The sequence below is a fragment of the Leucobacter chromiiresistens genome, from assembly GCF_900102345.1.
In the GTDB taxonomy this organism is placed as follows: domain Bacteria; phylum Actinomycetota; class Actinomycetes; order Actinomycetales; family Microbacteriaceae; genus Leucobacter; species Leucobacter chromiiresistens.
The window spans coordinates 2,632,309-2,658,520 of sequence record NZ_FNKB01000001.1 but is presented as its reverse complement, the minus strand read 5'-3'; the positions used below and the strand labels follow the sequence as shown (position 1 = coordinate 2,658,520).

Genomic DNA, 26,212 nt, shown 5'->3' with positions numbered 1-26,212 from the left:
GGCCCGTGCGCGCGGAGTAGACTGTGCGCATGGGCATCTTCACGCGCAACGATTCGGAACCCGCAGGGGGCACGGATGTGCTCGATCGCGAACTCGAGAAATTGCTCGAGGATTCGCAGATCGAGGATGGGGACCACGAGCGGTTCTCGCACTATGTGCCCAAGGACAAGATCATGGAGTCGGCGATGACCGGGAAGCCGGTGCGCGCGCTCTGCGGCAAGAAGTGGACGCCCTCGCGCGATCCCGAGAAGTTCCCCGTCTGCCCCGACTGCAAGCGGGTCTACGAGCGCATGCGCAAGTAGCGCTCCCGGTTCAGCGGTACTCGGTCGGGATCGCCGGGTCGCCCCGCGTCAGGCTCATCGCGACGAGCGGCAGCTCGGAGACGCTCACCCGGTGCCGTTCGCGCGCCGCGGCGATGCCGTCGCGACCGGTGAAGCCGGGCTGCACGGCGCCGTCCACGATGAGCGGCACGAGCACCTCGCGGCCCGCTGCATCGTCCGCCTCCGGTGCGCCGCCCGGCCCGTCGCCGAGCAGAATGAGCTCCTTGGCGGCGGCGCCATCCGCGCCGAATGCGCGCCGAACGCTCTTCCGGCCGCCGACGGACGCCTTCTCCGCCGACTTCTTCGCGACCGACACCCAGGCGCCCGTCGCATCCTCGTGGGCGACGAGCTTGTAGACCATCCCCATCGTGGGGGTGCCCGAGCCCACTACCACCGACGTTCCCACGCCGAAGCTGTCGACGGGCGCCGCGGCGAGCGCCGCGACGGTGTGCTCATCGAGGTCGTTCGTCACCGTGATACGGGTGCGGGTCGCGCCGAGTTCGTCGAGCAGGTGCCGCACGCGGCGCACGACGACGGGAAGATCCCCTGAATCGATGCGCACGGCGCCGAGATCGACGCCCGCGACGTCGATCGCGGTGCGCACGCCCTGGTCGATGTCGTAGGTGTCGACGAGCAGCGTCGTGTCGGTGCCGAGCGCGGCGACCTGAGCCGCGAACGCCTCCCGCTCGGTGTCGTGCAGCAGGGTGAAGCTGTGCGCAGCAGTGCCCATCGTGGGGATCCCGTGACTGCGACCCGCCTCCAGATTCGACGTCGCGGTGAATCCGGCGATGTAGGCGGCCCGCGCCGCGGCGACGGCGCTGTACTCGCCCGTCCGTCGCGACCCCATCTCGGCGAGCGGCTTGCCCGCCGCGGCGTGCACCATCCGCGACGCCGCGGTACCCACCGCTGAGTCGGCGTTCAGGATGCTCAGTGCGAGCGTCTCGAGGAGCACGCCCTCGGCGAAGCTGGACTCGACGGTGAGCAGCGGCGAACCGGGGAAGAAGACCTCGCCCTCGGGATACCCCCAGATGTGACCGCTGAACCGGAAGTCGGCGAGCCAGTCGAGGGTCCGATCGCTGACGACTCGCTGCTCGCGCAGGAACGATAGCTCGGCATCGGTGAAGCGGAAGCGCTCGATCGCTTCGAGGAGCCGGCCGGTGCCCACGACGACGCCGTAGCGCCGGGCGCCCGAGAGCCGTCGGGCGAAGATCTCGAACACGCTGCGACGATGAGCGGTGCCGGCTTGCAGCGCCGCATCGACCATCGTGAGTTCGTAGTGGTCGGTGAGCAGCGCCGTCGAGGTATGCACCCCGTCAGCTTAGCCGGTCGTCGCGGAGCGGCGCCGCACCACTGAATCACCGGAAATCGCGCGAATTCACGCCGATGGGGGCCGCGAGCGGCTCGAACGTCTGCGCGATCACGTTGACGACGCCCTCGGGCGAGCGCTCGAGCACGCCGCGGATGATGAGCGCGGGAGAGGCGCGGGCGACGAGACGGTTGCGCGTCCAGACCTTCGCCCACGTCACGATGTTGACGGTGCCCGCCTCGTCTTCGAGCGTGAGGAACGTGATCCCGCTCGCAGTGCCGGGTCGCTGCCGGTGCGTGACGAGGCCCGCCACCTCGACGACCGATCCGGGCTGGGTGTGCCGCGTGCGATCCGAGCGCACGACGCCGCGCGCGTCGAGCCCGTCGCGCAGGAGGGCGAGCGGATGCGTGCCGGTGGCGACGCCGGTCGTCCAGAGATCGAGAGCGGTCTGCTCCGCCGTGTTGAGCACGGGGAGCAGCGGCGGTTGCACATGCACCGCGATGCCGGGCAGGAACCGCTCACGGTTGTCGGAGGCGGGGGCGGCCGCCCACAGCGCCTCCCGCCGGTCGAGCCCCAGGCTCTCGCAGGCGCCGGAGGCGGCGAGCGCCTCCAGCCGGGTGCGGTCGAGATCGGCCCTCCGTGCGAGGTCGGCGAGATCTGCGAACGGCGCCTCCGCGCGGGCGCGTGCGATGCGCTCCGCGGTGTCGCGCTCGATCCCGCGGATCTCGGTGAGGCCGAGCCGCACCGCGAAGGCGCCGTCTCGTCGGTGGAGCGCGCTCGTGTCGGGGGAGTCCCGCACGAATGGGCCGGGGGCGGGGTGATGCGGGGCCAAGCAGTCGTCGGAGCCGGTCGGCGGCCGGCGATCCTCGACCTCTTCGGTGCCGTGCGCGCGGGGCGCGAGCGGCTCGAGGGTCGACAGCGCTGCGGAGTGCTGCACATCGGGCGGGCGCACCTCGACGCCGTGCCGGCGCGCATCCTCCGTGAGGGAGCGCGCGTTGTAGAACCCCATGGGCTGCGCGCGCAGCAGGCCAGCGAGAAACGCGCCCGGGTAGTGCAGCTTGCACCAGGAGCTGACGTACACGATCAGCGCGAAGCTGATGGAGTGGCTCTCGGCGAACCCGAAGCCGGCGAACGCCTCGATCTGCTCGTACATGCGAGTCGCCTCGTCGCCCGTGATGCCGTTCGCGGCCATGCCCTCGAAGAGCTTGGCCTTGAGGCTGTCGATGCGCTCCTGGCCGCGCTTCGAACCCATGGAGCGGCGCAGCAGATCCGCGTCTTCACCGCTGCACCCGCCGACGGTCATCGCCATCTGCATGAGCTGCTCCTGGAAGAGGGGCACCCCGAGCGTGCGCTCCAGCACCGGCACGAGCTTCGGGTGCGGGTAGACCACGTCCTCCTGCCCGTTCTTGCGCCGCAGGTACGGGTGCACCGCGCCGCCCTGAATGGGGCCGGGTCTGATCAGCGCGATCTCGATGACGAGGTCGTAGAACTTGCGGGGCAGCAGGCGGGGGAGCGTGTTGAGCTGGGCGCGGCTCTCGACCTGGAAGACGCCGATGGCATCGGCCCTGCAGAGCATGTCGTACACCCCGCCCTCCTCCTTCGGCACGGTGTCGAAGGTCCACCGCTCGCCGGTCGACTGCGCGATGATGTCGAAGGTGTGCCGCAGTGCGCTGAGGATGCCGAGCCCGAGCATGTCGAACTTCACGAGCCCCATCGTCTCGCAGCCCTCCTTGTCCCATTGCAGCACGGTGCGGTGCTCCATGCGCGCGTGCTCGATGGGGCAGACCTCTCCCACTGGGCGCTCCGTGAGCACCATGCCGCCCGAGTGGATGCCGAGGTGGCGCGGCGCCGTCTGGAAGGCCTGCGCCAGCCGCTGCACGGACATCGGGATCGGGCTCTCCGGATCCTCCTCGATGGTGCGTCGGCGCTCGAGGGCGCGCGTCCACGCGCGCTGCTGCCCCGCGCTGTAGCCGAGCGCTTTCGCCGCATCGCGGATCGACGCCTTCGGCTGGTAGGTGATGACGTTGGCGACCTGCGCCGCATTGCGCCGCCCGTAGCGCTCGTAGACGTACTGGATGATCTCCTCGCGCCGCTCGGAGTCGAAATCCACGTCGATGTCGGGCTCCTCGTCGCGGAGGCTCGAGAGGAAGCGCTCGAACGGGAGGTCGTAGAAGATCGAATCCACCGACGTGATGCCGAGCACGAAGCAGACGGCGGAGTTCGCCGCCGACCCGCGCCCCTGGCAGAGGATCTCCCGGTTGCGCGCCTCGCGCACGAGGTCGTGCACGATCAGGAAGTAGCCGGGGAAGTTCTTCTGCTCGATCACCTCCAGCTCCCGCTCGATGCGTGTGCGGTGACCGTCGGGCAGCGCGATGCCGTAGCGCCGCTCGGCGCCCTCCCAGACGAGTGCGCGCAACCAGCTCATCTGCGTGTGCCCCTCGGGCACGTCGAGTCGTGGCAAGCGGGGGCGGGCGGCGCGCAACGGGAATGCGAGCTCCTCGGCGAGCGGCACCGTGCGGGCGATGGCGTCGGGGTGCCGTGCGAAGCGCCGCAGCATCGCGGAACCGCTGCGCAGGTGCGCGGCACCGGAGGCCGGCAGGTGCGGATCGAGTTCCGCAAGGCTGCGCCGGGCCCGCACCGCCGCCATCGATTCGGCGAGCGGCGCATCGGCGGCGGTCGCGTAGTGCACGTTGCCGGTCGCGATCGTCGGCAGGCCGCGTGCGGCTGCCAGCTCGGCGAGGCGGTCGTTGCGCGGATCGTCTCCCGGATGCCCGTGATGGCTGAGCTCGACGTGCACGTTGTCGCGGCCGAAGAGCGCGGTCAACCGGTCGAGCTCGACGAGCGCCTGCGCGTCGCCCGCTGAGCGGGTCGAGGCACTGTCGAGTGCGCGGCGCACGGAGCCCTTGCGGCAGCCGGTCAGGATCGCCCATTCGCCCCCGCCCGCAGCTGCGAGGGCTTCGAGATCGTAGACCGGCCGTCCCTTCTCTCCGCCGCCGAGCTGCGCCTCGGTGATGGCCGCCGCGAGCCGGTGATATCCGCTCGCGCCGCGGGCGAGGACGAGCAGGTGGGCGCCCATGGGGTCGGCGGCTCCCAACTGGGGCGCGTCGAGGCCGAGGGAGAGCTCGGCGCCGTACACGGTGAGGAGGGCCATCTCGGGCGAGCGCCGCACGTGCGCGTCTGCGGCGTCGGCGAATGCCGCCGCGCCGTAGAAGCCGTCGTGGTCGGTGAGGGCGATGCCGGCGAGCTGCAGGCGGGAGGCCTCGGCGATGAGATGCTCGGGGGAGGAGGCCCCGTCGAGAAAGCTGAAGTGCGAGTGGGCGTGGAGCTCTGCGTAGGGAACGACCGGCCCCGGGGGTGCGGGGGGCGGGGCGCCGCGATCCTCGGTCGCAGCGCGTGCGCGCTCATCGGCGCCCGAGCCCTCGGGGGCGCGGCCCGAGAGGCGGCGTTCGAACTCGTTCCACGAGAGCGAGGAGTTGCTCCAGCGCATGCGGCCTCCAATGAGCGGGCGAACGGGGGAATGGAATGGGCGGGGCGATGCGGTGCGTCAGTCGTATCTCCCCTCGGCGGCCCAGGCGCCGGTGCGGAAGATCAGCAACCAGGCGTCGCCGTCGGCCAGCTGCACCTGCAGGCGGAAGCGCGCGGGAGCCCCCTCCCACCATCGCTCCCGCACGGCCCAGGGCGGCGACCACGCCGCGACGGGGGCGTCGAACCGGGTCGCGGCAACGAGCAGCTGAGCGGGATCCTCGGTCAGCAGATCATCGGCATCGATCCCGACCGGGGAGCCGGAGGCGCCCAGCAGCACGGCGGGGATCGGTTCGGGGAACACCTGGCTGGGCGCCGGGCCGGTGAGCGCGCCGGGCCACGGCCCGGAGGCCGATGCGCGCGCGGTGGCGCGCTCGACGCGCGTGGTGCTCCACGGCACGAATCGCTGCCGATCGGCGAGCAGGCGACCGCCCGCGAGCGCGACCGTTCCGACGCCCGTGTGCCCGAGACGGCTCTGCGCGCGACTGAGGTGGTGGTGCACGCGCTCGTCGGGTTCCGTGCTCCACAGGCCGGGTTCGTGCGATGCGGCGTGATCGGTGTGCACCGGGGTGATGCGCACGTTCGTGACCCCCGCTCCGCCGCGCTCGGTCTCCCGCGTCGCCGAAGCGGCCTGCCAGCGGATGCGGCCGACGGTGTCGGCCGCGGTGAAGTGCCTCGGGTGCGCCCATTCGCGCTCGTGCCGCGCGCCGACATCATCGGTGAGCTCGATGCGCAGTGCGGTGCACACCAGGCGATCTTCGGTGAGGCCCCCGATGAACCGCTCCGCGAGCGCGCTGCACGCGAACGCCAACTGGTCGGCCGCGTCGATGGGGGTGTCGAACGACAGCTCCACCGACAGCTCGCGCACCGGCTGCCGCGGGCGCACTTCGGCGCCGGGGCCGGCGCCGAACGCCGTCGCCCGCCGATGCGCGGTCAGCCCCTGCGGGCCGAAACGCTGCCGAACCGCATCTTCGGGGAGGGCCGCCAGCGCCCCGAGGGTGCGGATGCCGAGCCCCTGCAGGGTCTCTGCGAGGCCGGCGTCCACGGCGCGGGAGACCGGTAGCGGGGAGAGGAACGCGGGGGACCCGCCGGGTTCGACGATGCGCAGCCCCTCGAGCGGTGCGGAGACGCCGAGGTCGGTCGACGCGGCGCGGGCCGCCTGCTCGGCGGCGAACCGCCCGTCGGCGATGCCCACGCGCGCATCCGGCAGGCCCAACTCCGCCGCGAGCCGAAGCACCGCCTCCCCGGCGGGGGCCTCTCCGTCGTAGTAGCGCGACGGGCCGCGCGCCCGCATGGCGCAGAGGCCCGCGCGCACCACCTCGACGCCGGGCACGAGCTGTTCGAGGGCTGCCGCGACGGGTGCGAACCTCCGATCGTCGGTCTCGGGGTCGTGCGGGTACACGGCGAGCTCCGGGCAGCGCGTCTGAGCCTCGCGTTCGCGGATGCCGGTGCGCACGCCCTCGCGGCGGGCGGCGGGCGAGCACGCGACGACGAGGTGATTCGCGATGAGCGCCAGGGGCGCATCGGGGGAGAGGCCGTCGGCTCCGTCATCGCGCAGCAGCGCGTGCACGGGCCAATCGGGCACCCAGACTACGAGCGTGCGTTCTGCGATCATCGTGCCCCCAAGCGCCTGACCGGGGCGGTATCGGGGGCGACGACGGCTCCGTCCGCAAAGCGCACGGTGTGCCTCCTCGCACCGAGGCGATCCTGCGATTGCACCACCAGTTCGCGATTCGCGAGCAGGCCGTGGCCGCGCCCCAGACCATCCCAGCGCGACCCCGTGACGTGCAGCGTGGACTCGGGGCGCGGCCACTCGCCGGCCACCACCAGCGCGGCGTCGTGCTCCCGCAGACGAGCGGAGATGCGCTCCGCCTCGCCGGGGCTCGGCGGAGACGGCGAGGCCAGGAGCAGCACGGTGAGGATCTCGGCGAGCGCCCCCGTGAGGCCCAGCGCGTCCTCGCCCGGATGCGGGATCACGACGCAGCGCTCGAGCGCGATGCCGAGTGCTGCGGCGGCCTCCGCCCCGAACGATGCGTCGCCGATCACGCCGCACCAGGCGCCGGACGCCGATGCCTCGGCGAGCAGCGCGAGAGCCAGCTGCCGCGACCCCTGCACGGCGTAGCTCGCCCCCATGCGCAGCGCGCCGCCGGGGAGGAGCGGCCGCAATCCCTCGGGCGTCGGGAGCACGCGGGCGTCGAGGCGCACCGGCTGCATCTCGGAGATGCGCTGCTGGAGCGAGCGGACGGTCGCGAGGGAATTCATGCAGGTATATTCGAACATATGTTCGAATAAGTCAATCCCGCGACCGCTGGCGCGTCGCGCGCGAACGGCGCTCGAATCGCGCCGCGCGAACGGCGTAGGATGGACGGGATGAACGAGGACGAGCTAGACGATTACGAGCGCGAAGCCGAACTGTCGCTGTTTCGCGAGTACCGCGATATCGCGAGTCAATTCCGTTACGTCGTCGAGACCGAGCGGCGCTTCTATCTCGCGAACGATGTCGAGCTCACCCGGCAGGACGCGGGAAGCGATTTCTACTTCGAGCTCTCCATGACCGATGTGTGGGTGTGGGACGTCTATCGGGCGGATCGCTTCGTGAAGTCCGTCCGCGTGCTCACGTTCAAGGACGTCAACGTCGAGGAGCTGTCGGCCCGCGAGTTCTCGCTGCCGCAGGAGCTCGCGCTCGACGAGTAGCGCCCGCGCCGGCGCTGTCGGCGCCGGCGTTCGGGCCCGTGCCCGGCGGCGTCGCTCACACCTTCGACGTTGCTGGGGAACCGGCAACTTCTCCACATCATGGCGCACCGCCGCCGCGCGCCCTCCCCGTCCCGCCCATGCTGGGATGCCAGGAGGTGCATCATGGAGCGCACGGCAGGACGCACGAGCGGTACGGGGCGGGGCGCCCCCAGCGGAGCCCCGCCCCGCAATCGCACGCTCGGGGCGCAGGGCGAGACGATCGCGGCGGCGTACATCGAAGGGCTCGGGTGCCGCGTCCTCGACCGGAACTGGCGAAACCGCTACGGTGAGCTCGACCTCGTCGTGGCCGACCGCGGCGTCGTCGTCGCGGTGGAGGTGAAGACCCGCAGCGGCAGCGGCTACGGCAGCCCGCTCGAAGCCATCACCGCGCGGAAGGCGGCGCGGCTGCGTCGGCTGCTCCTGGACTGGGTGCGGGCGCACGCGCGATCCGCCACCGGTCTCCGCGTCGATGCGATCGCCATCATCCTCCGCTCGGGGGCGGAGCCGAGCATCGACCACCTGCGGGGGATCGCATGAGCGGGGTCGTGTGCCGAGCGGCGTCGATCGCCCTCACCGGGCTTCAGGGCACCCCCGTGATGGTCGAATCCGCGATCTCGCAGCAGCTCCCGGGAATCGCGATCATCGGTCTGCCCGACGCGTCACTCGCCGAGGCGAAGCTGCGCGTGCGCACGGCGACCGCGCAGAGCGGACTGCCGCTCTCCGACCGATTCATCACCGTGAACCTCGCGCCGGCTTCCCTTCCCAAGCACGGGTCGGGGTTCGACCTCGCGATCGCGCTCGCCGCGCTCGCCGCCTCCGGGCACCTCCCCGCATCGGCTCTGGCGGAGGTCGCCCATCTGGGGGAGCTGGCGCTCGACGGGGCGCTGCGCCGGCCGGCCGGGCTGCTCTCCTCGGTGGCGGCGGCGCGGAACCAGGGCTTCCCCCGAGTGATGGTGCCCGAGTCGTGCGCGGCGGAGGCCGCGCTGGTGCCGGGCATCGAAGTCGTCGCAGTGCCCGATCTCGCGAGCGCCGTCGCCTGGTACCGCGGCGAGCGAGACCGGGGGCGCGTCGTGTCCACGGAGACCGCGGCCGAACCCGCGGCCGAATCCGGCGCTCCCGGCTCGGGAATCGACATCTCCGACGTGGTGGGGCAACCGGAGGCGGTCGAGGCCATGGTGATCGCCGCCGCAGGCCGGCATCACGTGTCGCTGCTCGGGCCCCCGGGCGCCGGCAAGACGCTGCTGGCGACGCGTCTGCCGACCCTGCTCCCCGAGCTCGACGACGACGCGGCGCTCGAGGTCAGCAGCATCGCCTCTCTCGGGGGCTCTCCGCTGCTGCGACTCGTGCGTCGACCGCCGTTCGAGAGCCCGCATCACACCGCGTCGGCGGCATCCATCATCGGGGGCGGCCAGGGGATCGAAGTGCGGCCGGGCGCGATCACGCGCGCATGCCACGGCGTGCTCTTCCTCGATGAGGCGCCCGAGTTCCCGCGGTCCGTGCTCGATGCGCTGCGGCAGCCGCTCGAGACGGGGAGGATCGAGATCCACCGCTCGCGCATCCGCACGGTGCTCCCGGCTCGGGTGCAGCTCGTGCTGGCCGCGAATCCCTGCCCGTGCGGCAACGCGGGCTCGCCCGATACGGTCGCGAGCTGCACCTGCACCCCTCGGGTCAGAGTGGGGTACCGGCAGCGCATCTCCGGCCCTCTCGCGGATCGCATCGACCTGCGATTGACGCTGCACCGCGTCTCGAAGGTGCTGCTCGACGATCCGCACGAGCGCCGCCCCACCAGCGACCAGCTGCGCGCACGCGTGGTCGAGGCCCGTGCTCGCGCCGCGGAGCGGTGGGCGGGCATGCCCTGGTCCGTCAACGCGGAAGTACCCGGAAGCTGGTTACGCAGCCGCGACCTGCGGCTTCCCCGCGCCGATACGGCGGTGCTCGATCACGCGCTGGCCCGAGGCGCGCTGACGCTGCGCGGCTACGACCGGGTGCTGCGCGTGGCGTGGACGGTGAGCGACCTCGCCGGCGCGGAGCGGCCGCGGCGTGCGGAGGTCGCCCGGGCGCTGGCGCTGCGCGGGGGTGATCCGGCGTGAGCGAGCATCGACTTCGCGTGCGCGCCGATGCGGGGGAGCGCGCGGCGATCGGGCAGCTCGCCCCCGATGCCGGAGGCACGAACGGCACCTCGCATCGAAACCGGTCGGAGGAGTCGACCGCGGTGGATGCGGTGCTCGCCCGAATCGTCTGGTGCCGGCTCATCGAGCCCGGCGATGCGGTGGCCGGTGCGCTCATCGAGGCGCTGGGCGCGGTGCCGGCACTGGAGATGCTCGCAGACGCCGATGCGGTGCGGCGACTCTCCGAGGCCGCGCAATCGGCGGGGATCGACGTGACCCGGCGGGCTCTCAGCGCGGCGATCTCGCGCTGGCTCCCACGACTCGACCGCGCGGCCACGGGCGGCGACCTGTCGCGAGCGACTGCGGCGGGCCTTCGGGTCGTCACCCCGGAATCGCCGGAGTGGCCGGCGTCGCTGAACGATCTCGGCGTGCATGCTCCGCAGCTGCTCTGGGTGCGGGGCGACGCGAGCACGCTCGCGCGCGCCGGGCTCGCCGTCGTCGGCGCGCGTGCCTGCACGGGATACGGTGCGAGCGTGACCGCCGACCTGGTCGACTCGGCGGCTTCCGCGGGGGTCTCGATCGTCTCGGGGGCCGCCTACGGGATCGATGCGGTGGCGCACCGAACGGCGCTCGCCGCAGGTGCCGTGACCATCGCGGTGCTCGCCGGGGGCGCCGACCGTGCGTATCCCGCTGCGCACGCGCAGCTGCTCGATCGCATCGCAGCGGACGGGGTGGTGTGCTCGGAGATGGTGCCGGGGGCCGCGCCGACGCGGTGGCGCTTCCTGCAGCGCAACCGCTCGATCGCGGCCCTCGCCTCGGCGGCCCTCGTGACGGAGGCGGGCACGCGGTCGGGATCGCTCAACACGGCGGGCCACGCCGCAGAGCTGGGGCGCGATCTGGGGGCCGTTCCCGGACCCGTCACGAGCGCTGCGTCAGCCGGCTGCCATCGCCTCATCCGCGAATACGGGGCGACGCTCGTCTCGAACGCTGAGGAGCTCCGAGAATTCCTGAGGGTCGAGAGTGCGAGCGGCCAGCTCGTGAACGAGCTCTCGACCCGGCAGTCCGCAGCGCACCTCCGAGTGCTGGACGCGCTCCCGCTGCGCGGCAGCCGGAGCGCCGAAGACGTCGCGCTCGCCGCAGGCCTCGACGTCAGCGAGACTCGAGCGGTGCTCGCGGAGTTGGAGCTGCTGGGGTTCGCCGTGGCTGCGCATGCCGCTTCAGGCCGTGCGCACTGGCGTCTGGTGCGACGCGCATGAGTGCGCACCCCCCGGAGCGGGGCACCCCGGCGTCAGGCGGCGAGGAGCGGGTTGCGCTGCGCCCATTTGGTCGCCTCGGTCTCCGACAGCGCCACGAGTCCGCGCGGTGTGTAGGAGACCGCCAGCAGAGCTTTGATCCACGCGGGGTTGAGCTGAGGGGCCTTGCCTCCGCTGAACCGGAAGGCGATGGGGGAGTGCTCCGAGATCCACACCTCGTGCCGGCCGCTTCCCCGGTTCGCATCGACCGACCAGCTCAAGAAGAATCCCTCGCGCTTCGAGAGCTTCATGCCCATCACCGTCTTCAGGTGCGCGAGCGTGCGATCTTCGAACTCGTATTCACGGCCACCGTGCAGCATGTATCCCATACAGCAAGTGTCACATAATTTAAGCAAGTGAGAAAGCAACTAAGTGACAATTTCACCCCCCACCCGCGCCACGGTGCGCCAGCGGCGCCGAAAACGAGGCGGCGAGTCGCGAGTGTCGCGCCGCTCCGCTCGCCGTCGCGACGCCTCCGTGCCCGCTCTCGGGTGCGACGCCGGGCCGGCGAGCCGCGCGAGCGGGTGGACGTACAATCGCAGAGGGGATCGACGGCTGCGGCACTTGCAGCTGCGCGCAGAGGGGGTCGGCGACTGCAACACCTGCAGCCGCCGTGGAGAGACCGGTGGGGCGGTCGCAACGACATCGGAGAGGCCGCAATGAACAGCGATGCCGAAATGTTCCGCTACCTCGTCGAGGCGGTGCAGGACTACTCGATCTACCTGCTGTCGCCGAGTGGGACCGTGACCACCTGGAACGCCGGCGCGGAGCGCATCAAGGGATACCGACCGGACGAGATCATCGGGAAGTCCTTCGAGTCGTTCTTCACCGGCGAGGATCGCGCCGACGGGCTCCCCGGCCGCGTTCTCGCGGTCGCGAGACGCGACGGCCGCTTCGAGACCGAGGGGTGGCGGATCCGCAAAGACGGATCGCGGTTCTGGGCGCACGTCACGGTGAATGCGGTGCGCGACGACCGGGACGAGGTGATCGGCTTCGCGAAGATCACGCGCGACGTGACCGTGGCGCGCGAGGCGTCGAATGCGCTCAGGCGGGCGGCATCGACCGACCCGCTCACCGGGATGTGGAACCGGTCGGCGTTCCTCTCGGAGCTCGGTCAATGGTCCGCCGACGCCGCGCCGTTCGCCGTCGCACTCATCGATCTCAACGACTTCAAGCGGATCAACGACACGCTCGGACACGCGGCCGGCGACGAACTGCTGCGCGGCACCGCCGCCAACCTCCACCGCAGACAGGAGCTCGGCATCGTCACCGCGCGGCTCGGCGGCGATGAGTTCGCCGCCGCAGCGCTGACCCCCGACGCCCGAGCCGTCGACGACTTCATCGACGGGGTCGCCGCCGCGATGCACGAGCCGGTGCTCTTCCACGGAAAGTCGAGCAGCGTTCCCGCCAGCATCGGAGTCGCCCGGTTCCCGGCGGATGCGAGCGACATCTCAGAGCTACTGGTGCGGGCGGACGCCGCGATGTACGACGCCAAGGAGCGCGGGGCCACCGAGGCGATGCGGTACCGCGAGGGGCTGCTCGAGCACTCCGCATCCCGCCGCTTCCTCGGACGGCAGATCCTGGGAGCGATCGCGCGCGACGAGTTCACGCTCCTGTATCAGCCCCAATCGTCGCTGAAAGACGAAGTCGTCGTCGGGTGGGAGGCGCTCATCCGGTGGCAGCATCCGGTGCTCGGGCTGCTGCATCCCGGCGAGTTCATCCCCATCGCCGAGACGAACGGCACCATCGTGCAACTGGGCGAATGGGTGCTGCGACGCGCGTGCTCGGACGCGGCGAGCTGGCAGGATCAGGCCCGTATCGCCGTCAACGTCTCCGCTGCGCAACTCACGGACGACCATTTCCTCGCCTCCGTGACGCGCGCGCTCGACGAGAGCGGGCTCGAGCCCGGCCGGCTGGAACTGGAGATCACCGAATCGACGCTGATCTCGCATCGACGAGAGGTCATCGCGACGTTCGCGCACCTGCAGAAGACCGGCGTGCTCATCGCCCTCGACGACTTCGGCACCGGGTTCTCCTCCCTCGACACGCTGCTGTCGTTCGGGTTCGACCGTGTGAAGATCGACCGCTCCGTGCTGTACGAGAGCCTGCAGCCCTCCCGCACCCGCGACGTGCTCCGCGCGATACTGGCGCTCGGCCATGCGCTCACGGCCACGGTGCTCGTGGAGGGGGTCGAGACCGAGCAGCAGCGCGAGATTCTGAGAACCGAGGGCTTCGACGAGATCCAGGGATTCCTGACGGGGCGGCCCGGCGCCGGACCGATGCGCCCGGGAGCGGGCGAACCGCCTCGCCAGGCGGAGACTCCGTTCCCGGAGGCGGCTGAGCCGGCCCTCGCGGCGGGCGAAGCGCTGCTCGCAGAGCTGGCTGCGCGCGATGCCGAACGAGCCGGGCCGGAAACCGGCCAGATTCGGCTCGCGCTCCCCTGACCTCCGCGGTGCGGGCGGCGAGGCGGACACTCCGCCGGCCCGACGCCCCACCGGCGACCGGAGCGACGAGAATGGAACCGTGCGATTGTCAGCAGCCGTCGAGCGGTTCCTCACCGCTGCGCAGCTCGAGTACGGCTACTCCGAGCACACGGTGCGCGCCTACCAGCGCGACCTCGGGGCATTCGCCGCCTTCGCCGAATCGGCGGGTCATGCGGACCTCGCCGCGTGCGATCTCGAGCTCATGCGCGACTGGCTGTGGCAGCGACAGCAGCAGGGCCTGGCCGCGACGACCCTCGCGCGGAACGTCGCCACGCTGAAATCGTTCGGCGCATGGCTCGAACGCTCCCGGCTCGTTCCGGGAAGCCCGGCATCCCGGCTCCGAGCCCCCAAAGCGGGGAGAGACCTCCCGCGGGTGCTCGCGGACGAGCAGATGCGACGCCTGCTCGAACGGGTCGAAGCGCGGGCAGACCTGGAGCGCCCCGAATCGCTGCGAGACCACGCGGTGCTCGAACTCCTGTACGCCGCCGCGCTCCGCGTGTCCGAATTGTGCTCGCTGCCGCTGACCGGCGTCGATGCCGGCGCGCGCACCGTGCGCGTGCTGGGCAAGGGCGGCAAGGAGCGCGTCGTGCCTTACGGCCGCCCCGCGGCCCGCGCCATCGAGACCTACGTGCGCGACGCGCGCCCCGCACTGCTCCTGCGCGCCGAGTCGGCCGGCCGGGGTCGCCCGCCGGAGCCCGCACGCGATGCTCTGTTCGTGGGCAACCGGGGCGGGCGCTTGAGCACCAACGCCGTCTATCGAACGGTGGCGCGCGAGCTGGCGGACGAGCCGGGGGGAGGGCCGCGCGGCCCGCATACCCTCCGACACACCGCGGCGACCCATCTGCTCAACGGGGGCGCGGACCTGCGCGTGGTGCAGGAGATGCTGGGGCACTCGAGCCTATCGAGCACGCAGGTGTACACGCATGTGTCGACCGAGAGGCTCGCGCAGAGCTACCGTCAGGCGCACCCGCGGGCGTGAGGCCCCTCGGCACGGCTGGCCGTCAGCGGCGTCACCACGGCAGCAGCACGGGCCGAGCGACGAAGTAGCGCATCGGATTCACGTACGCGTCGTCGACGCGGATGCCGAGGTGCAGGCAGCGCGCATCGCAGTGCCCGCCGGCGGCCACCGCGCCGATCGGCGATCCGATGCCCACGGCGTCGCCCTGCTGCAGGTCGCTCGTGACGGGCTCCATCGAGTACACCGTCTGCTCGTCGACCTGCACGGAGACCACCGGGCGATCGACGACGAGCCCCGCAAAGCTGACCGTGCCCGCGGCAGGCGCCCGCACCGTCGCTCCCGGGGGTGCTGCGAGATCGATGCCGCGGTGTCCTGGACCGTACTCGTGCGGAGGCGCGCGGAAGGCCTCGATCAGCTCGAACGGCGTCGCCTCGAGGGGCGGAAGCCAGCGCGACCCGTCGGCGCGGATCGCCGGCGTCGTCGCAGAAGGTGCAGGAGAAGGTGCAGGAGTCGTAGGAAGTGCGAGCGGAGCCCAGAGGGCGAGTGCGCACAGCGTGACGCGTACGAGTGCGCCCGGTAACCTTCGATGTCTCATGCCGGGATTCTGCCGGTCGTCGCGCCGCAGTTCCCGGTGCGGTGCGCGGAGTGTGCAGAGGTCGCATGATTCCGCGCGAAGCCCGGGGTGTGAGCGGAGGAAACCGCGACCGTGCTGGTGTACACTGGTCCAGCACCTCGCGAGAGGTGACTTCGCGTGCCCACGCATCGGAGTGAAGCCGACGGTCCGCGTTCTTCTGGAACGCGGTGGCGGATCCCGAGGGCACCAGGATCTGGTCGCACCCGCGACCGATGACAACCGTGATGCGCGCGCCCGCGAGGGCGCGCAGAACAGGAGAACGGCAATGGCCGTCGTAACCATGCGCCAGCTGCTCGACAGCGGCGTCCACTTCGGACACCAGACCCGCCGCTGGAACCCGAAGATGAAGCGCTTCATCTTCACCGAGCGCTCGGGCATCTACATCATCGACCTGCAGCAGTCGCTCGGGTACATCGATGCCGCGTACGACTTCGTGAAGCAGACGGTCGCCCGCGGCGGCAACATCCTCTTCGTCGGCACGAAGAAGCAGGCCCAGGAGGCCATCGCCGAGCAGGCGACCCGCGTCAACCAGCCGTACGTCAACCAGCGCTGGCTCGGCGGTCTGCTCACGAACTTCCAGACGGTCACCGGCCGCCTGGAGCGCATGAAGGAGCTCGAGCAGCTCGACTTCGAGGGCACGACGAGCGGCTTCACCAAGAAGGAGCTGCTGCTCAAGAAGCGCGAGCTCGAGAAGCTGCAGAAGTCGCTCGGCGGCATCCGCCACATGGGCAAGACCCCTTCGGCTCTCTGGGTGGTCGACACCAAGAAGGAGCACCTCGCGATCGACGAGGCCAAGAAGCTGGGCATCCCGGTGATCGCGATCCTCGACACCAACTGCGATCCCGACGAGGTCACCTACCCGATCCCGGGCAACGATGACGCGATCCGCTCGGTCGCACTGCTGACCCGCGTCATCGCCGATGCCGCCGCCGAGGGTCTCATGGAGCGCCACCAGAAGCCCTCGGAGGGTTCCGAGCAGGCCGCTGAGCCGCTCGCCGAGTGGGAGGTCGAGCTGCTCGGTAGCGACGCTTCGGCTCCCGCCGCCGAGGCTCCGGCTGCTGAAGAGGCTCCGGCTGCCGAGGCTCCCGCCGCGGAGGAGGCTCCGGCCGAGGCCGCTGCCGAAACCCCGGCCGCAGAGTAAGTTTCTGACCGTTCACCGAACGACCACTGTAAGGAGTCACACATGGCTGCAGTAAGCATGGCCGCTGTGAAGGAGCTGCGCGACCGCCTCGGCGCCGGCATGCTCGACAGCAAGAACGCGCTCATCGAGGCCGACGGAGACGTCGAGAAGGCCATCGAGATCCTGCGTCTCAAGGGCCTCAAGGGCGTCGCCAAGCGCGGCGACCGCGAGGCGAGCGAGGGCCTCGTCGCCGTCCGTCAGTCCGAGGGCGCTGCGACGATGATCGAGCTCGTCTGCGAGACCGACTTCGTCGCGAAGAACGAGAAGTTCATCGCGCTCGCCGAGCGGGTGCTCGATGCGGCCGTCGCCGCCGGGGCGTCTTCGGCCGAGGAGGCCCTCGCGGCCCCCGCCGAGGGCAAGACCGTCGCCGACGTCATCACCGAGGAAGCCGCCATCATCGGCGAGCGCATCGAGGTGCGCAAGCTGTCGCGCGTCGAGGCGCCCGCCACGTCGGTCTACCTGCACCAGACCTCGAAGGATCTGCCCCCGCAGATCGGCGTGGTCGTGGGCTACGAGGGCGACGACGCCGAGGCTGCGCTCAGCATCGCGCGTCACATCTCGTTCGCGGATCCGCTCTACCTGAGCCGCGAGGACGTTCCCGAGGCGGACGTCGAGAAGGAGCGCGCACTCGTCACGGAGATCTCCAAGAACGAGGGCAAGCCCGAGGCCGCACTGCCGAAGATCGTCGAGGGTCGCCTCACCGCGTTCTTCAAGCAGGTCGCACTCAACGAGCAGGTCCACGCGCTCGACGCGGACAAGCGCGAGGTGAAGAAGGTGGCGGAAGCCGCAGGCATCACCGTCACCGGCTTCGCTCGCAGCAAGGTCGGCGCCTAGCCACTCGCACCGGGACCCGGGCCTCACGGCTCGGGTCCCATGCTGTGTCCGCACTAATATGGGCTCCGGGTTCGACCGGGCCCCACGGCGCTTCGGCGTCCACGTTCGAATCAAGGAGACACCTCACATGACGAAGACCGCCGATCGCAAGCGTCGAGTACTGCTCAAGCTCTCGGGGGAGGCCTTCGGGGGAGGGACGCTCGGGGTGAACCCCGACGTGGTCAGCCAGATCGCCCGTGAGATCGCCGCCGCGATGCAGGAGGCGGAGGTCGCCGTGGTCGTCGGCGGCGGAAACTTCTTCCGCGGAGCGGAGCTCTCGCAGCGGGGCATGGATCGCGCTCGCGCCGACTACATGGGGATGCTCGGCACCGTGATGAACGCCCTCGCCCTCCAGGATTTCCTCGAGCAGGCGGGCGTCGAGACCCGTGTGCAATCGGCCATCACGATGACGCAGGTCGCGGAGACGTACATCCCGCTGCGCGCCATCCGCCACCTCGAGAAGGGCCGCGTCGTCATCTTCGGCGCCGGGGCGGGACTGCCGTACTTCTCGACCGACACGGTGGCCGCGCAGCGCGCGCTGGAGATCCAGGCCGATCAGGTGCTCGTCGCGAAGAACGGCGTCGACGGGGTCTACACGGCAGACCCGCGCCACGATCCCGAGGCGACGCTGATCGAGCAGATCACGTACAACGATGCGCTGGTGCGGGGGCTCAAGGTGGTCGATTCGACCTCGTTCAGCCTCTGCATGGACAACGGCATGCCGATGAGGGTCTTCGGGATGGAGCCGGCGGGCAACGTCACGGCGGCGCTTCGCGGCGCACCGCTCGGCACACTCGTACACGCCTGACGGCGGCGTCGGGGGTGGCGCCCGCTAAGCTGGAATTCCGAGCGTTTTCACTAAGGAGTACACCGTGATCGAAGAAGTCTTCGCCGACGTCAAGGACCGCATGAGCCGCGCGGTCGAATCCGCCAAGGAGAGCTTCGCCACGGTTCGCACGGGTCGCGCGAACCCGTCGCTGCTGCAGAACGTGCAGGTCGACTACTACGGCACGCCCACGCCGCTGTCGCAGCTCGCGTCGGTGCAGAACCAGGACGCTCGCAGCCTCCTCGTGACGCCCTACGACAAGGGCGCGATGAAGGACATCGAGCAGGCGATTCGCGACATGCCGAATCTGGGCGCCAACCCCTCGAACGACGGCTCGGTGATCCGCCTGTCGCTTCCCGAGCTCACGACCGAGCGTCGCAAGGAGTTCGTGAAGATCGTGAAGGGCAAGGCTGAGGATGCGCGCGTCGCTGTGCGCAACGTGCGCCGCTCGGGCAAGGACGATCTCGAGGCCCTGAAGAGCGAGGTCGGCGAGGACGAGATCGCCCGCGCCGAGAAGGAGCTCGAGAGCGTGACGAAGCAGTTCATCGAGCAGATCGACGAGGCCGCCAAGCGCAAAGAAGCCGAGCTGCTGGAGGTCTGACCCGGATGGCCGGCTCGGAGAAACGCGAAGAGATTCGCAGCGCGCTCGAATCGACTCGCGCGCAGCTCGAGGCGACGAATGCTCGCATCGAGGCTCGGGCCGGCCGTAATCTCGCCTTCGCCATCGCGTCGGGGGTCATTCTCGGCGGAGTGTTCCTGGCGAGTCTGCTGCTGGTGAAGCAGGTGTTCGTCGTGCTCGTGGCGATTCTGGTCGGGATCGCGCTCGTCGAGCTCGCGTCCGCGTTCCGCGTCGCCGGCCGCCGCGTGCCGCGCGTGGGCGTGGTGCTCGCGGGGCTGGTCGTCGTCGCGGGGGCGACCTTCTGGGGTGCCGAGGGCATGCTGCTCGGCCTCTTCGCCGGATCGCTGCTGCTCATCGTGTGGCGGCTGATCGAGGGTCTCGTGCCGCGCTGGGAGGCTCCGGCGCGGACGCTCGTGCGGGATGTGTTCTCGGGCTGGTTCACGCTGGTGTACGTCGGCTTTCTGGCATCATTCACGATTCTGCTGGTGCTCGCGGAGCAGGGCGAGTGGTGGGTGTTCGCGCTCGTGCTCGTGGTGGTCTCGGTGGACATCGGGGCCTACGCCGCCGGAGTGACGCTCGGCAAGCACAAGATGACGCCCCGCATCAGCCCGAACAAGACGTGGGAGGGCTTCGCCGGAGCCGCGGTGGTGGCCACGGGCGCCGGCGTGCTGGTGTCGATGCTGGCGCTCGGCCAGCCGTGGTGGGTCGGCGTCGTCATCGGCATCGTCGTGCTCTTCACGGCCACGGGGGGAGATCTCACGGAGTCTCTCATCAAACGCAACTTAGGGGTGAAAGACATGAGTTCCTGGATTCCTGGTCACGGCGGTTTTCTGGACCGCCTCGACTCGCTGCTGCCGTCGGCGGTCGGCGTGTACGGCGTGGCCCTCGCTCTGGGAGTCGTGTGATGACGCGCTCCACTCAGCGGTCGAGCACGGAGCCGGTGCAGAATGGTCGCGTGCACACCTCCTTCCCCCTCGCGACCGGATCGCAGCTCGGCTATCAGCAGGAGCAGGTCGACCGGTTCTTGGAGGAGGCCCGCTCGGCCTACGAAGGCGCCGCAGAGGGCAGTGCGATGACGTCGGAGACGGTGCGCAGGCGGGCGTTCGCGGTGAAGCGCGGCGGCTATGCGCCGAGGTACGTGGACGCCGCGATGGATCGCCTCGAAGAGGTCTTCTACGAGCGGGAGCGTCGCGCGCGCGTGCGCGCCGCGGGCGAGGAGGCCTGGTGGGAGGAGACCCGGCAGCTGCTCTCCGAAGTGCGGGGCAGGATCAACCGGCCGCGGGGCAAGCGCTTTCGCCGACGGGGGCTGTTCGCGACGGGCTACCGCCGCTCGCAGGTCGACGCCTTTCTCGATCGCGTCTCGGAGATGTTCGAGCGTCGCGAGCTCGCGCTGCAGCCGGCGGAGGTGCGCGATGTCGTGTTCCACTCACAGTGGCGGGGCTACGACGAGGAGCAGGTCGATGCGCTGCTGGATGCCGTGGTCGAGCTGATCCTCGCGACCAGATGATCGCCCGTGCTGGGCTGGCCGGCCCGCGGCGGCGAGTTCCGGTTGTCCATTCCACCCTCCCGAGATAGAATCGTTACATTGTGGCTATCGTGAAGTTTGCTCCCGTCTCCCGCTGGTCGAAGCTCCGGGCTCCGATCGCGGTGCTCGCGGTATCCGGGTTCCTGGGTGCCGCGGTCATCGCTCCGTTCGCGATGCCCAGCGCTCCGGCTGATGCCGAGACGCTCGCGTTCCAAGAGCGAATCCATCAGGAGTTCACTCCTGCCGCGACGGATGAGGCCGACCTGGTCTACACCGAGGTCGGCGTCGTCGAGCTTCCCGACCCCGCCGAGGTGAAGCGGAAGCAGGAGGCGAAGCGCGCTGCAGAAGCGGCGAAATCCGCCAAGGCCGCGGAGGAGGCCGAGGAAGCGGAGGGCGCCGAGGGCGAGCCCGCTCAGGAGGAGGGCCCCGAGGCGCCGCCGAAGTACTCGGGCGGAGGCTCGCCCGCGGAGTGGATGGCGGCCGCCGGGATCCCCGAATCCGACTGGGGCTACGTCGACTACATCGCTTCGCGCGAGAGCTCCTGGAACCCGAACGCTACGAACGCCAGCTCGGGCGCGTGCGGGCTGATCCAGGCGCTGCCGTGCAGCAAGGTGCCGGGCAGCGGCTACGATCCGGTCGACAACCTGCGTTGGGCGAACGGGTACGCGATCGACCGCTACGGCAGCTGGAAGGCCGCCCACGCGTTCTGGACCGCGAACCACTGGTGGTGACCCGGCGTCGTGGCGAAGAGCCGGCGTCTGAACAAGTACCAGCGCGCTGCGCTCTCGCCGCAGCCCGACGTCACGAGGCTCGCCCACGGCGGGGCGCGGTCTGAGACCCGCTCCGGCGCGGCGTGGTTCGTGCGCGACATTCCCGCGCATCGCGCCGAGAAGGCCTATGTCTGCCCCTCGTGCAGCACCGATATTCCCATCGGCCAGGCGCATGTGGTCGCGTGGCGCGCAGACGATCTCTTCGGAGATGAGGCAGCGGTGCGCAATCGTCGCCACTACCATCTGCACTGCTGGCGTCTGAAATAGCCGACGCTCCTCCGCGGCGAGCGGTCGAGCGGAGCGAGCGCGCACCCGGCTCTCGCGCGGGCCGTAGACGCTCTCGCGCGAAGCCGCTCAGAACAGGGTCGGCGGCACCGGCGCGGTCGGTGCCGCGATTTCGAGCGTCGGCGATCCCTCCCCGGCGAGCCCGGGGCCCCGCTCGGGCTCGCGACCGGCCTGGAACGCGGTCGCCGCCGCGCGAGCCCGCAGATCCGCAGCCTCGTTGAGCGCGTGCCCGGCATGGCCCTTCACCCACTCGAACTGCACGTCCCGACCGACCATCGCCGCGTCCAAGCGCTCGAGCAGTTCGCGGTTCAGCACCGGCTTGCCGTCGGCCTTCCGCCAGCCTCTGCGCTTCCACCCCGCCATCCACTGCGTCACGGAGTTGATCACGTACTGGCTGTCGCACAGGATCCGCAGCGGTTCATCGGCTCGATCCTCGGTGGCGAGCAGCAGGTCGAGCACCGCCATCAGCTCGCCCTGATTGTTCGTGGCGCGCGGCCACCCGCCGGCCCGCCACTGATCGTCGTCGACGTACCAGGCCCAGCCCGCCGGTCCGGGGTTGCCGAGTGCTGAGCCGTCAGCTGCTGCAGTGAGTGCCATGGAGTCCATCCTGCCAGAGCCGGGACGGGGTTCCGGATAGGCTGGTCGGGTCGGCTGAAGGGAAGCGGAGGATGCGGGCGATGGTGGAGATCTCGAGCAATACGGTGCTGCGGTCGCGCCGGGAGGACGTCGAACTGCGCACTGCGGACGGGCTCACGCTCTACGGCGAGCTGGCGCTGCCGTTCGACCGGGAGCCGCGGGCCACGCTCGTGACCCTGCATCCGCTGCCCACCGCCGGCGGGTTCATGGAGTCGCACATTCTGAGAAAGGCGGCCAATCGGCTGCCCGAGCTCGCGGACCTCGCGGTGCTGCGGTTCAATACGCGCGGCACCTCGTCGCCCCGGGGCACGAGCGAGGGCGAGTTCGGCGAGGGGGTCGCGGAGGAGCACGATGTCGCCGCCGCGATGGCGTTCGTCGCCGAGCGTGCGCTGCCGAACCCTTGGCTGCTGGGATGGTCGTTCGGTACCGAGCTCGCGCTGAAGTACGGCCTCGATCACGACATCGTGGGCGCGATCCTGCTCTCGCCGCCGCTCCATCGGGCGACGGCCGACGACGTCGCCGCGTGGCAGCAGGCGACTCCCGAGCTCGTCGCCCTCATTCCGGAGTTCGACGACTATCTGCGCCCGGCGGAGGCGGCGGAGCGGTTCGCGAGCGTGCCGCGCATGACGCTCATCGACGTGGAAGGCGGGCGTCACCTCTGGGTGGGGGAGAAGCAGACTCGTCGGGTGCTCGACGAGATCGTCGCCGCGGTGGGCACCGCAGCGACTCCGCTGCCCGTCGAGGTGGAAGCGGAGCGGCTGCAGCGCTAGCGGTTCTCCTGCCCCGGCGCGCGGGGAGCCTCACCCGGCGTCTCGCGCGGCTCCTCCGCCGGCGCCGGCGCGTTCGGTGCCTGCGCGTCCGGTACCGGCGCGACGGTCGCCTGGGCGGTCTCGTCGAGGTCTCGAGGCACGGCCTCGGCGACGGGCTGCGCGACGAGTCGACCCGCCACGGTGCTCATCTTCTGGGCATTCGTGATGACCTCGCCGAGGCTCTCGAAATAGCGGGCGACGGCTCCGCGCTCCACCTTCAACTGCGCCATGCGATCCTCGGCCGCGGCGAGCACCTTGGTCGCCCGGTCCTCCGCGGCCGCGAAGGTCGTCTGGGCGCGCTGCTCGGCCTCCATGACGATCTCGGCTGCCTGGCGCTCGGCGTTCGCGCGCACGTTGCGCGCGTCCTGCGTCGCCTCCGAGCTGAGTCGTTCGTACTCCGCACGAGCCGATTCCAGCTGCGCCTTGAGCTCTGCGAGCTCCGTGCGCGTGGCGTCGAGCTCGCGCTGCGCGGTCTCCGAGGCGACGCGCTGGCGCTCCGCCAGGTCGCGCTCGAACGCCTCGCGCTGCTCCGCGGTGTCGGTGCTGAACGCGGCGCTCTCGCGCTCGATCCGCTCCGTCATCTGCCGCACGGCGTCCTCGGTGCGCTCGCGAAGCTCCGCGAGGCGGGCCTCTTCGGCGGCGCGATGCTCGGCCAGCTCGGCCACCGTGTCGGCACGCAGCAGATCCGTCTCTTCGGTGACGGCCGCGCGCTTCGCCGCGACCTCGCGCTCGATCGCCGCGGTGTGCTCCTCCCGCTCGCGCCGCAGGTCCGCCTCGTGCTGAGCGACCTCCGCCGCGATGGCGCGGTCGTGCTCCTCTCGTTCTCGCGTCAGGTCATCGGTCAGGCGGGCGCGCTCCCGCTCCATCTCGAGCTCGAGGGTCTCGCGCGCGAGACCCAGCGCCTCGGCGGCCTCATCCCGCTGGATCCGCAGACGCTCGGACTCAGCGGCCCGCTCGTCGGCGATGCGCTGCTCGTGCTCCCGCGCCTGGGCGGCGAGCCGCTCCTCGTGCACCGTGGTCTCATCGGAGATGCGGGCGGCGTGCACCTGCTGCTCGCGCTCCTGCTGGCGGGCGAACGACTCGCGCGCTTCGATCATCTCGCGCTCGTGGGCGGTGCGCTCGGCGGCGATCCGCGCACGATGCTCGTCCCACTCGGAGATCACGCGATCCTGATGGGACGCGAGTTCTGCTCCCAGCCGCTCCTCGTGAGCGGCGACCTCGCCGGCGAGGCGGGTGTCGTGCGCGTGCCGCTCTTCGACGAGCTCCGTGTGCAGGGCGGCGCGCTGCGCCTCCTGCTCCTCTGCGAGCTCGGCGCGGGCCGATGCGATGCTCATCTCGTGCTCGGCTCGCTCGCTCTCGATGCGCGTGCGGTGCTCGTGCAGCTCAGCGGCGAGAGCCGTGTCGTGGGCGTCGCGCTCGCTCGAGATCGCCGTGCGGTGAGCCTCCAGCTCCTCGGCGATGCGCGCCTCGTGCGCGCTGCGCTCCGATGCGATCGCCGCGTCGTGGGCGTCCCGCTCCGACGCGATCGCGGCTTCGTGCTCCGCGCGCTCCCGCGAGATCGAGGTCTCGTGCGCGTCGCGCTCCTGGGCCAGGCGGGAGACGTGGGCGGCGAGCTCGTCGGAGAGCCGCACCTCCTGCCGGTGCCGCTCGTCGGCGAGCCGCATCTCCTGCGCCGCGCGCTCCTCGTCGAGTGCCGCGTCGTGCGCTGCCCGCTCCTCGTGCAGGCGGGCGTCGTGCTCGGCGCGCTCGGTCGCGATGCTCGTGTCGTGCTCGCGGCGCTCGCGGGCGATGGTGTCGCGGTGCTCGGCGAGCTCTGCGGCGATGGCCGCGTCGTGCGCGTCGCGCTCCTGCGACAGCGATTCGCGTTGCGCGGCCGTCTCGCCGGCGAGCACCTGATCGTGATCCTCCCGCTGGGCGGCGAGCTGGGATTCGAGGCGGGCGGCTGCCGCTGCGCGGTCCTCGGCCGCCAGGGCGTCCTCGCGCTCGCGCTCCCGGTCCGCCTGCGCGGCGCGGGTCGCCAGCTCCTGATCGAGCGCCTCGCGGTCGCGCGCGATCCCCGCCTCGTGCTCGGCGCGCTCCTGCGCGATGCGGTCCGTGTGGGCCTGCAGCTCGGCGTGCAGGCGCCGGTCGTGGGCGTCGCGCTCCTGCTGCAGCGCGGTGTCGTGCTCGGCGCGCTCCTGCGCGATGCGCCCGCGGAGCGTCTCGACCTCGGTCGTGAGTGCTCGGCGCTGCGCGTCGATGTCGGCCTCGAGGGTGCGCTGCTGCTCCGTGTAGCGCTCTTCGAGCTCGGCCTCCTCCCGCTGGCGCCGAGCCTCGAACTCGGCGCGCGCGCGTTCGCCCTCCTGCACGAGGCGAGCCCGCTCCAGCTCCGCCTCCCGTTCGTTCTCGGCCCGCTGGCGCTCGAAGGCCTCCGCCTGCATCTCGGTCTGCGCCCGCAGTTCGTTCGCGGCGGCGCGGGATTCGGCGGTCAGGCGCTCCGCCTGCGCTTCCGCGGCGGCGATCGCGGCCTGTGCATCGCGGTGGGCGGTCTCCCGTTCGGCGAGCGCCGCGCGCTCCGCGCTGCTCCTCGTCAGCTCGGCCTCGCGGCGCGCCTCGTCGAGCAGTCGCTCGCGCTCGGCGTTGGCCTCGGCGCTCTGCGTCGCGACGTCGTTGCGCGCTCCCGTGAGAATGATCTCGGCCTGCTCGGAGGCGGAGGTGAGGAGCGCATCGGCCCGCTGCTGCGCCTGCGTCAGCACGCGGCGGCTCTCCTCCTCCGAGGATCGGCGCAGCTTCTCGGCGTCGAGGTCCGCCTGCGCCATCAACCGCTGCGCGTGATCCTCGGCGACCTGGAGGCTCTTCTCGACGCGGAGGCCGAGGCCCGAGTAGCCCGAGGCGCCGAGCTCGGCGACCTGCTCCTGCAGATCCGCGATCAGCTGCCGCTGCTCGTTCCCGACCTGCGCGGCCTGCTGGTGGGCCTGCTGCAGCGATTCGAGGTGCGATTGCAGCGTGGCGATGTGGCCGGTGAGCGCGCTGACTCGTTCGTCGACCTCTTCGCGGTTGTAGCCGCGGAACGCGGGTGAGAACTGCTGGGCTGGTTCGGACACGGGCCCTCCGGTAACTGAAAGTCGTCGCGCACACACGGGCCGCGACGAGAACACGATTGCCCACCAACGATAGCGCAACGGTCTGATCGGGTCGGGGGAGCGCTCCCGCTCTCCGGGCCCGCTCGAAACGGCTCGAAATCGGCGTCTTCATGTCACACCCGGGAAGCTCCGGTACCGTGGGAGGTCGAAGAATCGTGTCCGGGCGCAGGGGCCTCCGCCGCTCGCCCCCGGACCGTCGCGAATGTAGAGG

The 26,212-nt window shown here is 71.1% G+C and carries 24 protein-coding genes; 16 read left to right on the top strand and 8 right to left on the bottom strand.

The genetic code is table 11. The features are described from left to right. The first annotated feature begins 29 nt into the window (after window positions 1-29). Window positions 30-302, top strand: a complete 273-nt coding sequence (locus BLT44_RS12155; RefSeq protein WP_010156787.1) for a DUF3039 domain-containing protein — start codon at window positions 30-32, stop codon at window positions 300-302. A 10-nt stretch (window positions 303-312) separates the two neighbouring features. Here the strand turns inward: BLT44_RS12155 and BLT44_RS12150 are convergent, their stop codons facing one another. The 4 genes from BLT44_RS12150 to BLT44_RS12135 are packed head-to-tail and all read right to left on the bottom strand — an operon-like array spanning window position 313 to window position 7,410. Further along, a complete protein-coding gene (locus tag BLT44_RS12150) occupies window positions 313-1,629 on the bottom strand; it encodes a nicotinate phosphoribosyltransferase (RefSeq protein ID WP_010156788.1) in 1,317 nt (438 codons plus the stop codon). 46 nt (window positions 1,630-1,675) lie between these two features. Then, a complete protein-coding gene (locus tag BLT44_RS12145; RefSeq protein ID WP_010156789.1) occupies window positions 1,676-5,113 on the bottom strand; it encodes an error-prone DNA polymerase in 3,438 nt (1,145 codons plus the stop codon). Window positions 5,114-5,170: 57 nt separating this feature from the next. Next, window positions 5,171-6,763, bottom strand: coding sequence for a DNA polymerase Y family protein (locus tag BLT44_RS12140; RefSeq protein WP_010156790.1), 1,593 nt, complete (start codon window positions 6,761-6,763; stop codon window positions 5,171-5,173). Further along, complete coding sequence (locus BLT44_RS12135; protein WP_010156791.1) at window positions 6,760-7,410, bottom strand: hypothetical protein; 651 nt, start codon at window positions 7,408-7,410, stop codon at window positions 6,760-6,762. Before BLT44_RS12135 ends, BLT44_RS12140 begins: the two co-directional genes overlap by 4 nt. A 108-nt stretch (window positions 7,411-7,518) precedes the next feature. Between BLT44_RS12135 and BLT44_RS12130 the strand changes: the two genes are divergently transcribed. The 4 genes from BLT44_RS12130 to dprA all read left to right on the top strand — a co-directional run bounded on the left by BLT44_RS12130 (window position 7,519) and on the right by dprA (window position 11,245). Further along, the gene (locus BLT44_RS12130; protein WP_010156792.1) at window positions 7,519-7,842 is read left to right on the top strand and encodes a DUF2469 domain-containing protein; all 324 of its coding nucleotides are present in this window, start codon (window positions 7,519-7,521) and stop codon (window positions 7,840-7,842) included. A 162-nt stretch (window positions 7,843-8,004) separates the two neighbouring features. Then, a complete protein-coding gene (locus tag BLT44_RS12125; RefSeq protein ID WP_010156794.1) occupies window positions 8,005-8,418 on the top strand; it encodes a YraN family protein in 414 nt (137 codons plus the stop codon). Beyond that, the gene (locus BLT44_RS12120) at window positions 8,415-9,971 is read left to right on the top strand and encodes a YifB family Mg chelatase-like AAA ATPase (RefSeq protein ID WP_010156795.1); all 1,557 of its coding nucleotides are present in this window, start codon (window positions 8,415-8,417) and stop codon (window positions 9,969-9,971) included. Before BLT44_RS12125 ends, BLT44_RS12120 begins: the two co-directional genes overlap by 4 nt. Beyond that, window positions 9,968-11,245, top strand: a complete 1,278-nt coding sequence (gene dprA, locus BLT44_RS12115) for a DNA-processing protein DprA (protein ID WP_231291545.1) — start codon at window positions 9,968-9,970, stop codon at window positions 11,243-11,245. Before BLT44_RS12120 ends, dprA begins: the two co-directional genes overlap by 4 nt. A gap of 32 nt (window positions 11,246-11,277) precedes the next feature. Here the strand turns inward: dprA and BLT44_RS12110 are convergent, their stop codons facing one another. Next, window positions 11,278-11,610: a DUF7882 family protein gene (locus BLT44_RS12110; protein ID WP_010156797.1), complete on the bottom strand. Its 333-nt coding sequence runs from the start codon at window positions 11,608-11,610 to the stop codon at window positions 11,278-11,280. Between the two features lie 330 nt (window positions 11,611-11,940). Here BLT44_RS12110 and BLT44_RS12105 point away from each other — a divergent pair, with 330 nt between their 5' ends. Continuing rightward, a complete protein-coding gene (locus BLT44_RS12105; protein WP_074690236.1) occupies window positions 11,941-13,725 on the top strand; it encodes a putative bifunctional diguanylate cyclase/phosphodiesterase in 1,785 nt (594 codons plus the stop codon). A 79-nt stretch (window positions 13,726-13,804) separates the two neighbouring features. Beyond that, window positions 13,805-14,743 (top strand): tyrosine recombinase XerC, encoded by a 939-nt coding sequence (locus BLT44_RS12100; RefSeq protein WP_029608282.1) that lies wholly within the window; start codon window positions 13,805-13,807, stop codon window positions 14,741-14,743. A gap of 31 nt (window positions 14,744-14,774) precedes the next feature. Here the strand turns inward: BLT44_RS12100 and BLT44_RS15670 are convergent, their stop codons facing one another. Continuing rightward, on the bottom strand, window positions 14,775-15,317 hold the full coding sequence (locus tag BLT44_RS15670) for a murein hydrolase activator EnvC family protein (RefSeq protein WP_029608283.1): 543 nt from the start codon (window positions 15,315-15,317) through the stop codon (window positions 14,775-14,777). Window positions 15,318-15,621: 304 nt separating this feature from the next. Between BLT44_RS15670 and rpsB the strand changes: the two genes are divergently transcribed. From rpsB to BLT44_RS12055, 8 genes are all read left to right on the top strand, one after another. After that, window positions 15,622-16,497, top strand: a complete 876-nt coding sequence (gene rpsB / locus BLT44_RS12090; protein ID WP_010156801.1) for a 30S ribosomal protein S2 — start codon at window positions 15,622-15,624, stop codon at window positions 16,495-16,497. Between the two features lie 42 nt (window positions 16,498-16,539). Next, a complete protein-coding gene (gene tsf, locus BLT44_RS12085; protein WP_029608284.1) occupies window positions 16,540-17,370 on the top strand; it encodes a translation elongation factor Ts in 831 nt (276 codons plus the stop codon). Between the two features lie 127 nt (window positions 17,371-17,497). Then, window positions 17,498-18,217 carry a UMP kinase gene (gene pyrH / locus BLT44_RS12080; RefSeq protein ID WP_010156803.1) on the top strand — a complete coding sequence of 240 codons (720 nt, stop codon included), beginning with the start codon at window positions 17,498-17,500 and terminating at the stop codon, window positions 18,215-18,217. Window positions 18,218-18,281: 64 nt separating this feature from the next. After that, complete coding sequence (gene frr, locus BLT44_RS12075; RefSeq protein WP_010156805.1) at window positions 18,282-18,836, top strand: ribosome recycling factor; 555 nt, start codon at window positions 18,282-18,284, stop codon at window positions 18,834-18,836. Between the two features lie 5 nt (window positions 18,837-18,841). Beyond that, window positions 18,842-19,759, top strand: a complete 918-nt coding sequence (locus tag BLT44_RS12070; protein ID WP_010156806.1) for a phosphatidate cytidylyltransferase — start codon at window positions 18,842-18,844, stop codon at window positions 19,757-19,759. A gap of 50 nt (window positions 19,760-19,809) precedes the next feature. Beyond that, entirely contained in the window at window positions 19,810-20,361 is a 552-nt protein-coding gene (locus BLT44_RS12065; protein WP_029608285.1) for a DivIVA domain-containing protein, read from the top strand. A gap of 80 nt (window positions 20,362-20,441) precedes the next feature. Then, window positions 20,442-21,110: an aggregation-promoting factor C-terminal-like domain-containing protein gene (locus BLT44_RS12060; RefSeq protein WP_010156808.1), complete on the top strand. Its 669-nt coding sequence runs from the start codon at window positions 20,442-20,444 to the stop codon at window positions 21,108-21,110. Window positions 21,111-21,119: 9 nt separating this feature from the next. Beyond that, on the top strand, window positions 21,120-21,416 hold the full coding sequence (locus BLT44_RS12055) for a hypothetical protein (RefSeq protein WP_010156809.1): 297 nt from the start codon (window positions 21,120-21,122) through the stop codon (window positions 21,414-21,416). Window positions 21,417-21,503: 87 nt separating this feature from the next. On the opposite strand, the gene BLT44_RS12050 is transcribed toward BLT44_RS12055, so the two are convergent. Further along, window positions 21,504-22,031, bottom strand: coding sequence for a ribonuclease H family protein (locus BLT44_RS12050; protein WP_010156810.1), 528 nt, complete (start codon window positions 22,029-22,031; stop codon window positions 21,504-21,506). 80 nt (window positions 22,032-22,111) lie between these two features. On the opposite strand from BLT44_RS12050, the gene BLT44_RS12045 reads away from it, so the two are divergent. After that, the gene (locus tag BLT44_RS12045) at window positions 22,112-22,840 is read left to right on the top strand and encodes an alpha/beta hydrolase (RefSeq protein WP_010156811.1); all 729 of its coding nucleotides are present in this window, start codon (window positions 22,112-22,114) and stop codon (window positions 22,838-22,840) included. Here the strand turns inward: BLT44_RS12045 and BLT44_RS12040 are convergent. Continuing rightward, entirely contained in the window at window positions 22,837-25,962 is a 3,126-nt protein-coding gene (locus tag BLT44_RS12040; protein ID WP_010156812.1) for a hypothetical protein, read from the bottom strand. The two genes, BLT44_RS12045 and BLT44_RS12040, sit on opposite strands and share 4 nt — an antisense overlap. Between the last annotated feature and the right edge of the window lie 250 nt (window positions 25,963-26,212).

Excerpts from the sequence above, each read along its gene's own strand:
- BLT44_RS12045 (WP_010156811.1), top strand. The coding sequence starts at position 22,112 with ATGGTGGAGATCTCGAGCAATACGGTGCTGCGGTCGCGCCGGGAGGAC.
- BLT44_RS12105 (WP_074690236.1), top strand. The coding sequence starts at position 11,941 with ATGAACAGCGATGCCGAAATGTTCCGCTACCTCGTCGAGGCGGTGCAG.
- BLT44_RS12125 (WP_010156794.1), top strand. The coding sequence starts at position 8,005 with ATGGAGCGCACGGCAGGACGCACGAGCGGTACGGGGCGGGGCGCCCCC.
- BLT44_RS12155 (WP_010156787.1), top strand. The coding sequence starts at position 30 with ATGGGCATCTTCACGCGCAACGATTCGGAACCCGCAGGGGGCACGGAT.
- rpsB (WP_010156801.1), top strand. The coding sequence starts at position 15,622 with ATGGCCGTCGTAACCATGCGCCAGCTGCTCGACAGCGGCGTCCACTTC.
- pyrH (WP_010156803.1), top strand. The coding sequence starts at position 17,498 with ATGACGAAGACCGCCGATCGCAAGCGTCGAGTACTGCTCAAGCTCTCG.
- BLT44_RS12050 (WP_010156810.1), bottom strand. The coding sequence starts at position 22,031 with ATGGCACTCACTGCAGCAGCTGACGGCTCAGCACTCGGCAACCCCGGA.
- BLT44_RS12135 (WP_010156791.1), bottom strand. The coding sequence starts at position 7,410 with ATGAATTCCCTCGCGACCGTCCGCTCGCTCCAGCAGCGCATCTCCGAG.
- BLT44_RS12120 (WP_010156795.1), top strand. The coding sequence starts at position 8,415 with ATGAGCGGGGTCGTGTGCCGAGCGGCGTCGATCGCCCTCACCGGGCTT.
- BLT44_RS12145 (WP_010156789.1), bottom strand. The coding sequence starts at position 5,113 with ATGCGCTGGAGCAACTCCTCGCTCTCGTGGAACGAGTTCGAACGCCGC.
- BLT44_RS15670 (WP_029608283.1), bottom strand. The coding sequence starts at position 15,317 with ATGAGACATCGAAGGTTACCGGGCGCACTCGTACGCGTCACGCTGTGC.
- BLT44_RS12110 (WP_010156797.1), bottom strand. The coding sequence starts at position 11,610 with ATGGGATACATGCTGCACGGTGGCCGTGAATACGAGTTCGAAGATCGC.
- BLT44_RS12130 (WP_010156792.1), top strand. The coding sequence starts at position 7,519 with ATGAACGAGGACGAGCTAGACGATTACGAGCGCGAAGCCGAACTGTCG.
- BLT44_RS12140 (WP_010156790.1), bottom strand. The coding sequence starts at position 6,763 with ATGATCGCAGAACGCACGCTCGTAGTCTGGGTGCCCGATTGGCCCGTG.
- BLT44_RS12070 (WP_010156806.1), top strand. The coding sequence starts at position 18,842 with ATGGCCGGCTCGGAGAAACGCGAAGAGATTCGCAGCGCGCTCGAATCG.
- tsf (WP_029608284.1), top strand. The coding sequence starts at position 16,540 with ATGGCTGCAGTAAGCATGGCCGCTGTGAAGGAGCTGCGCGACCGCCTC.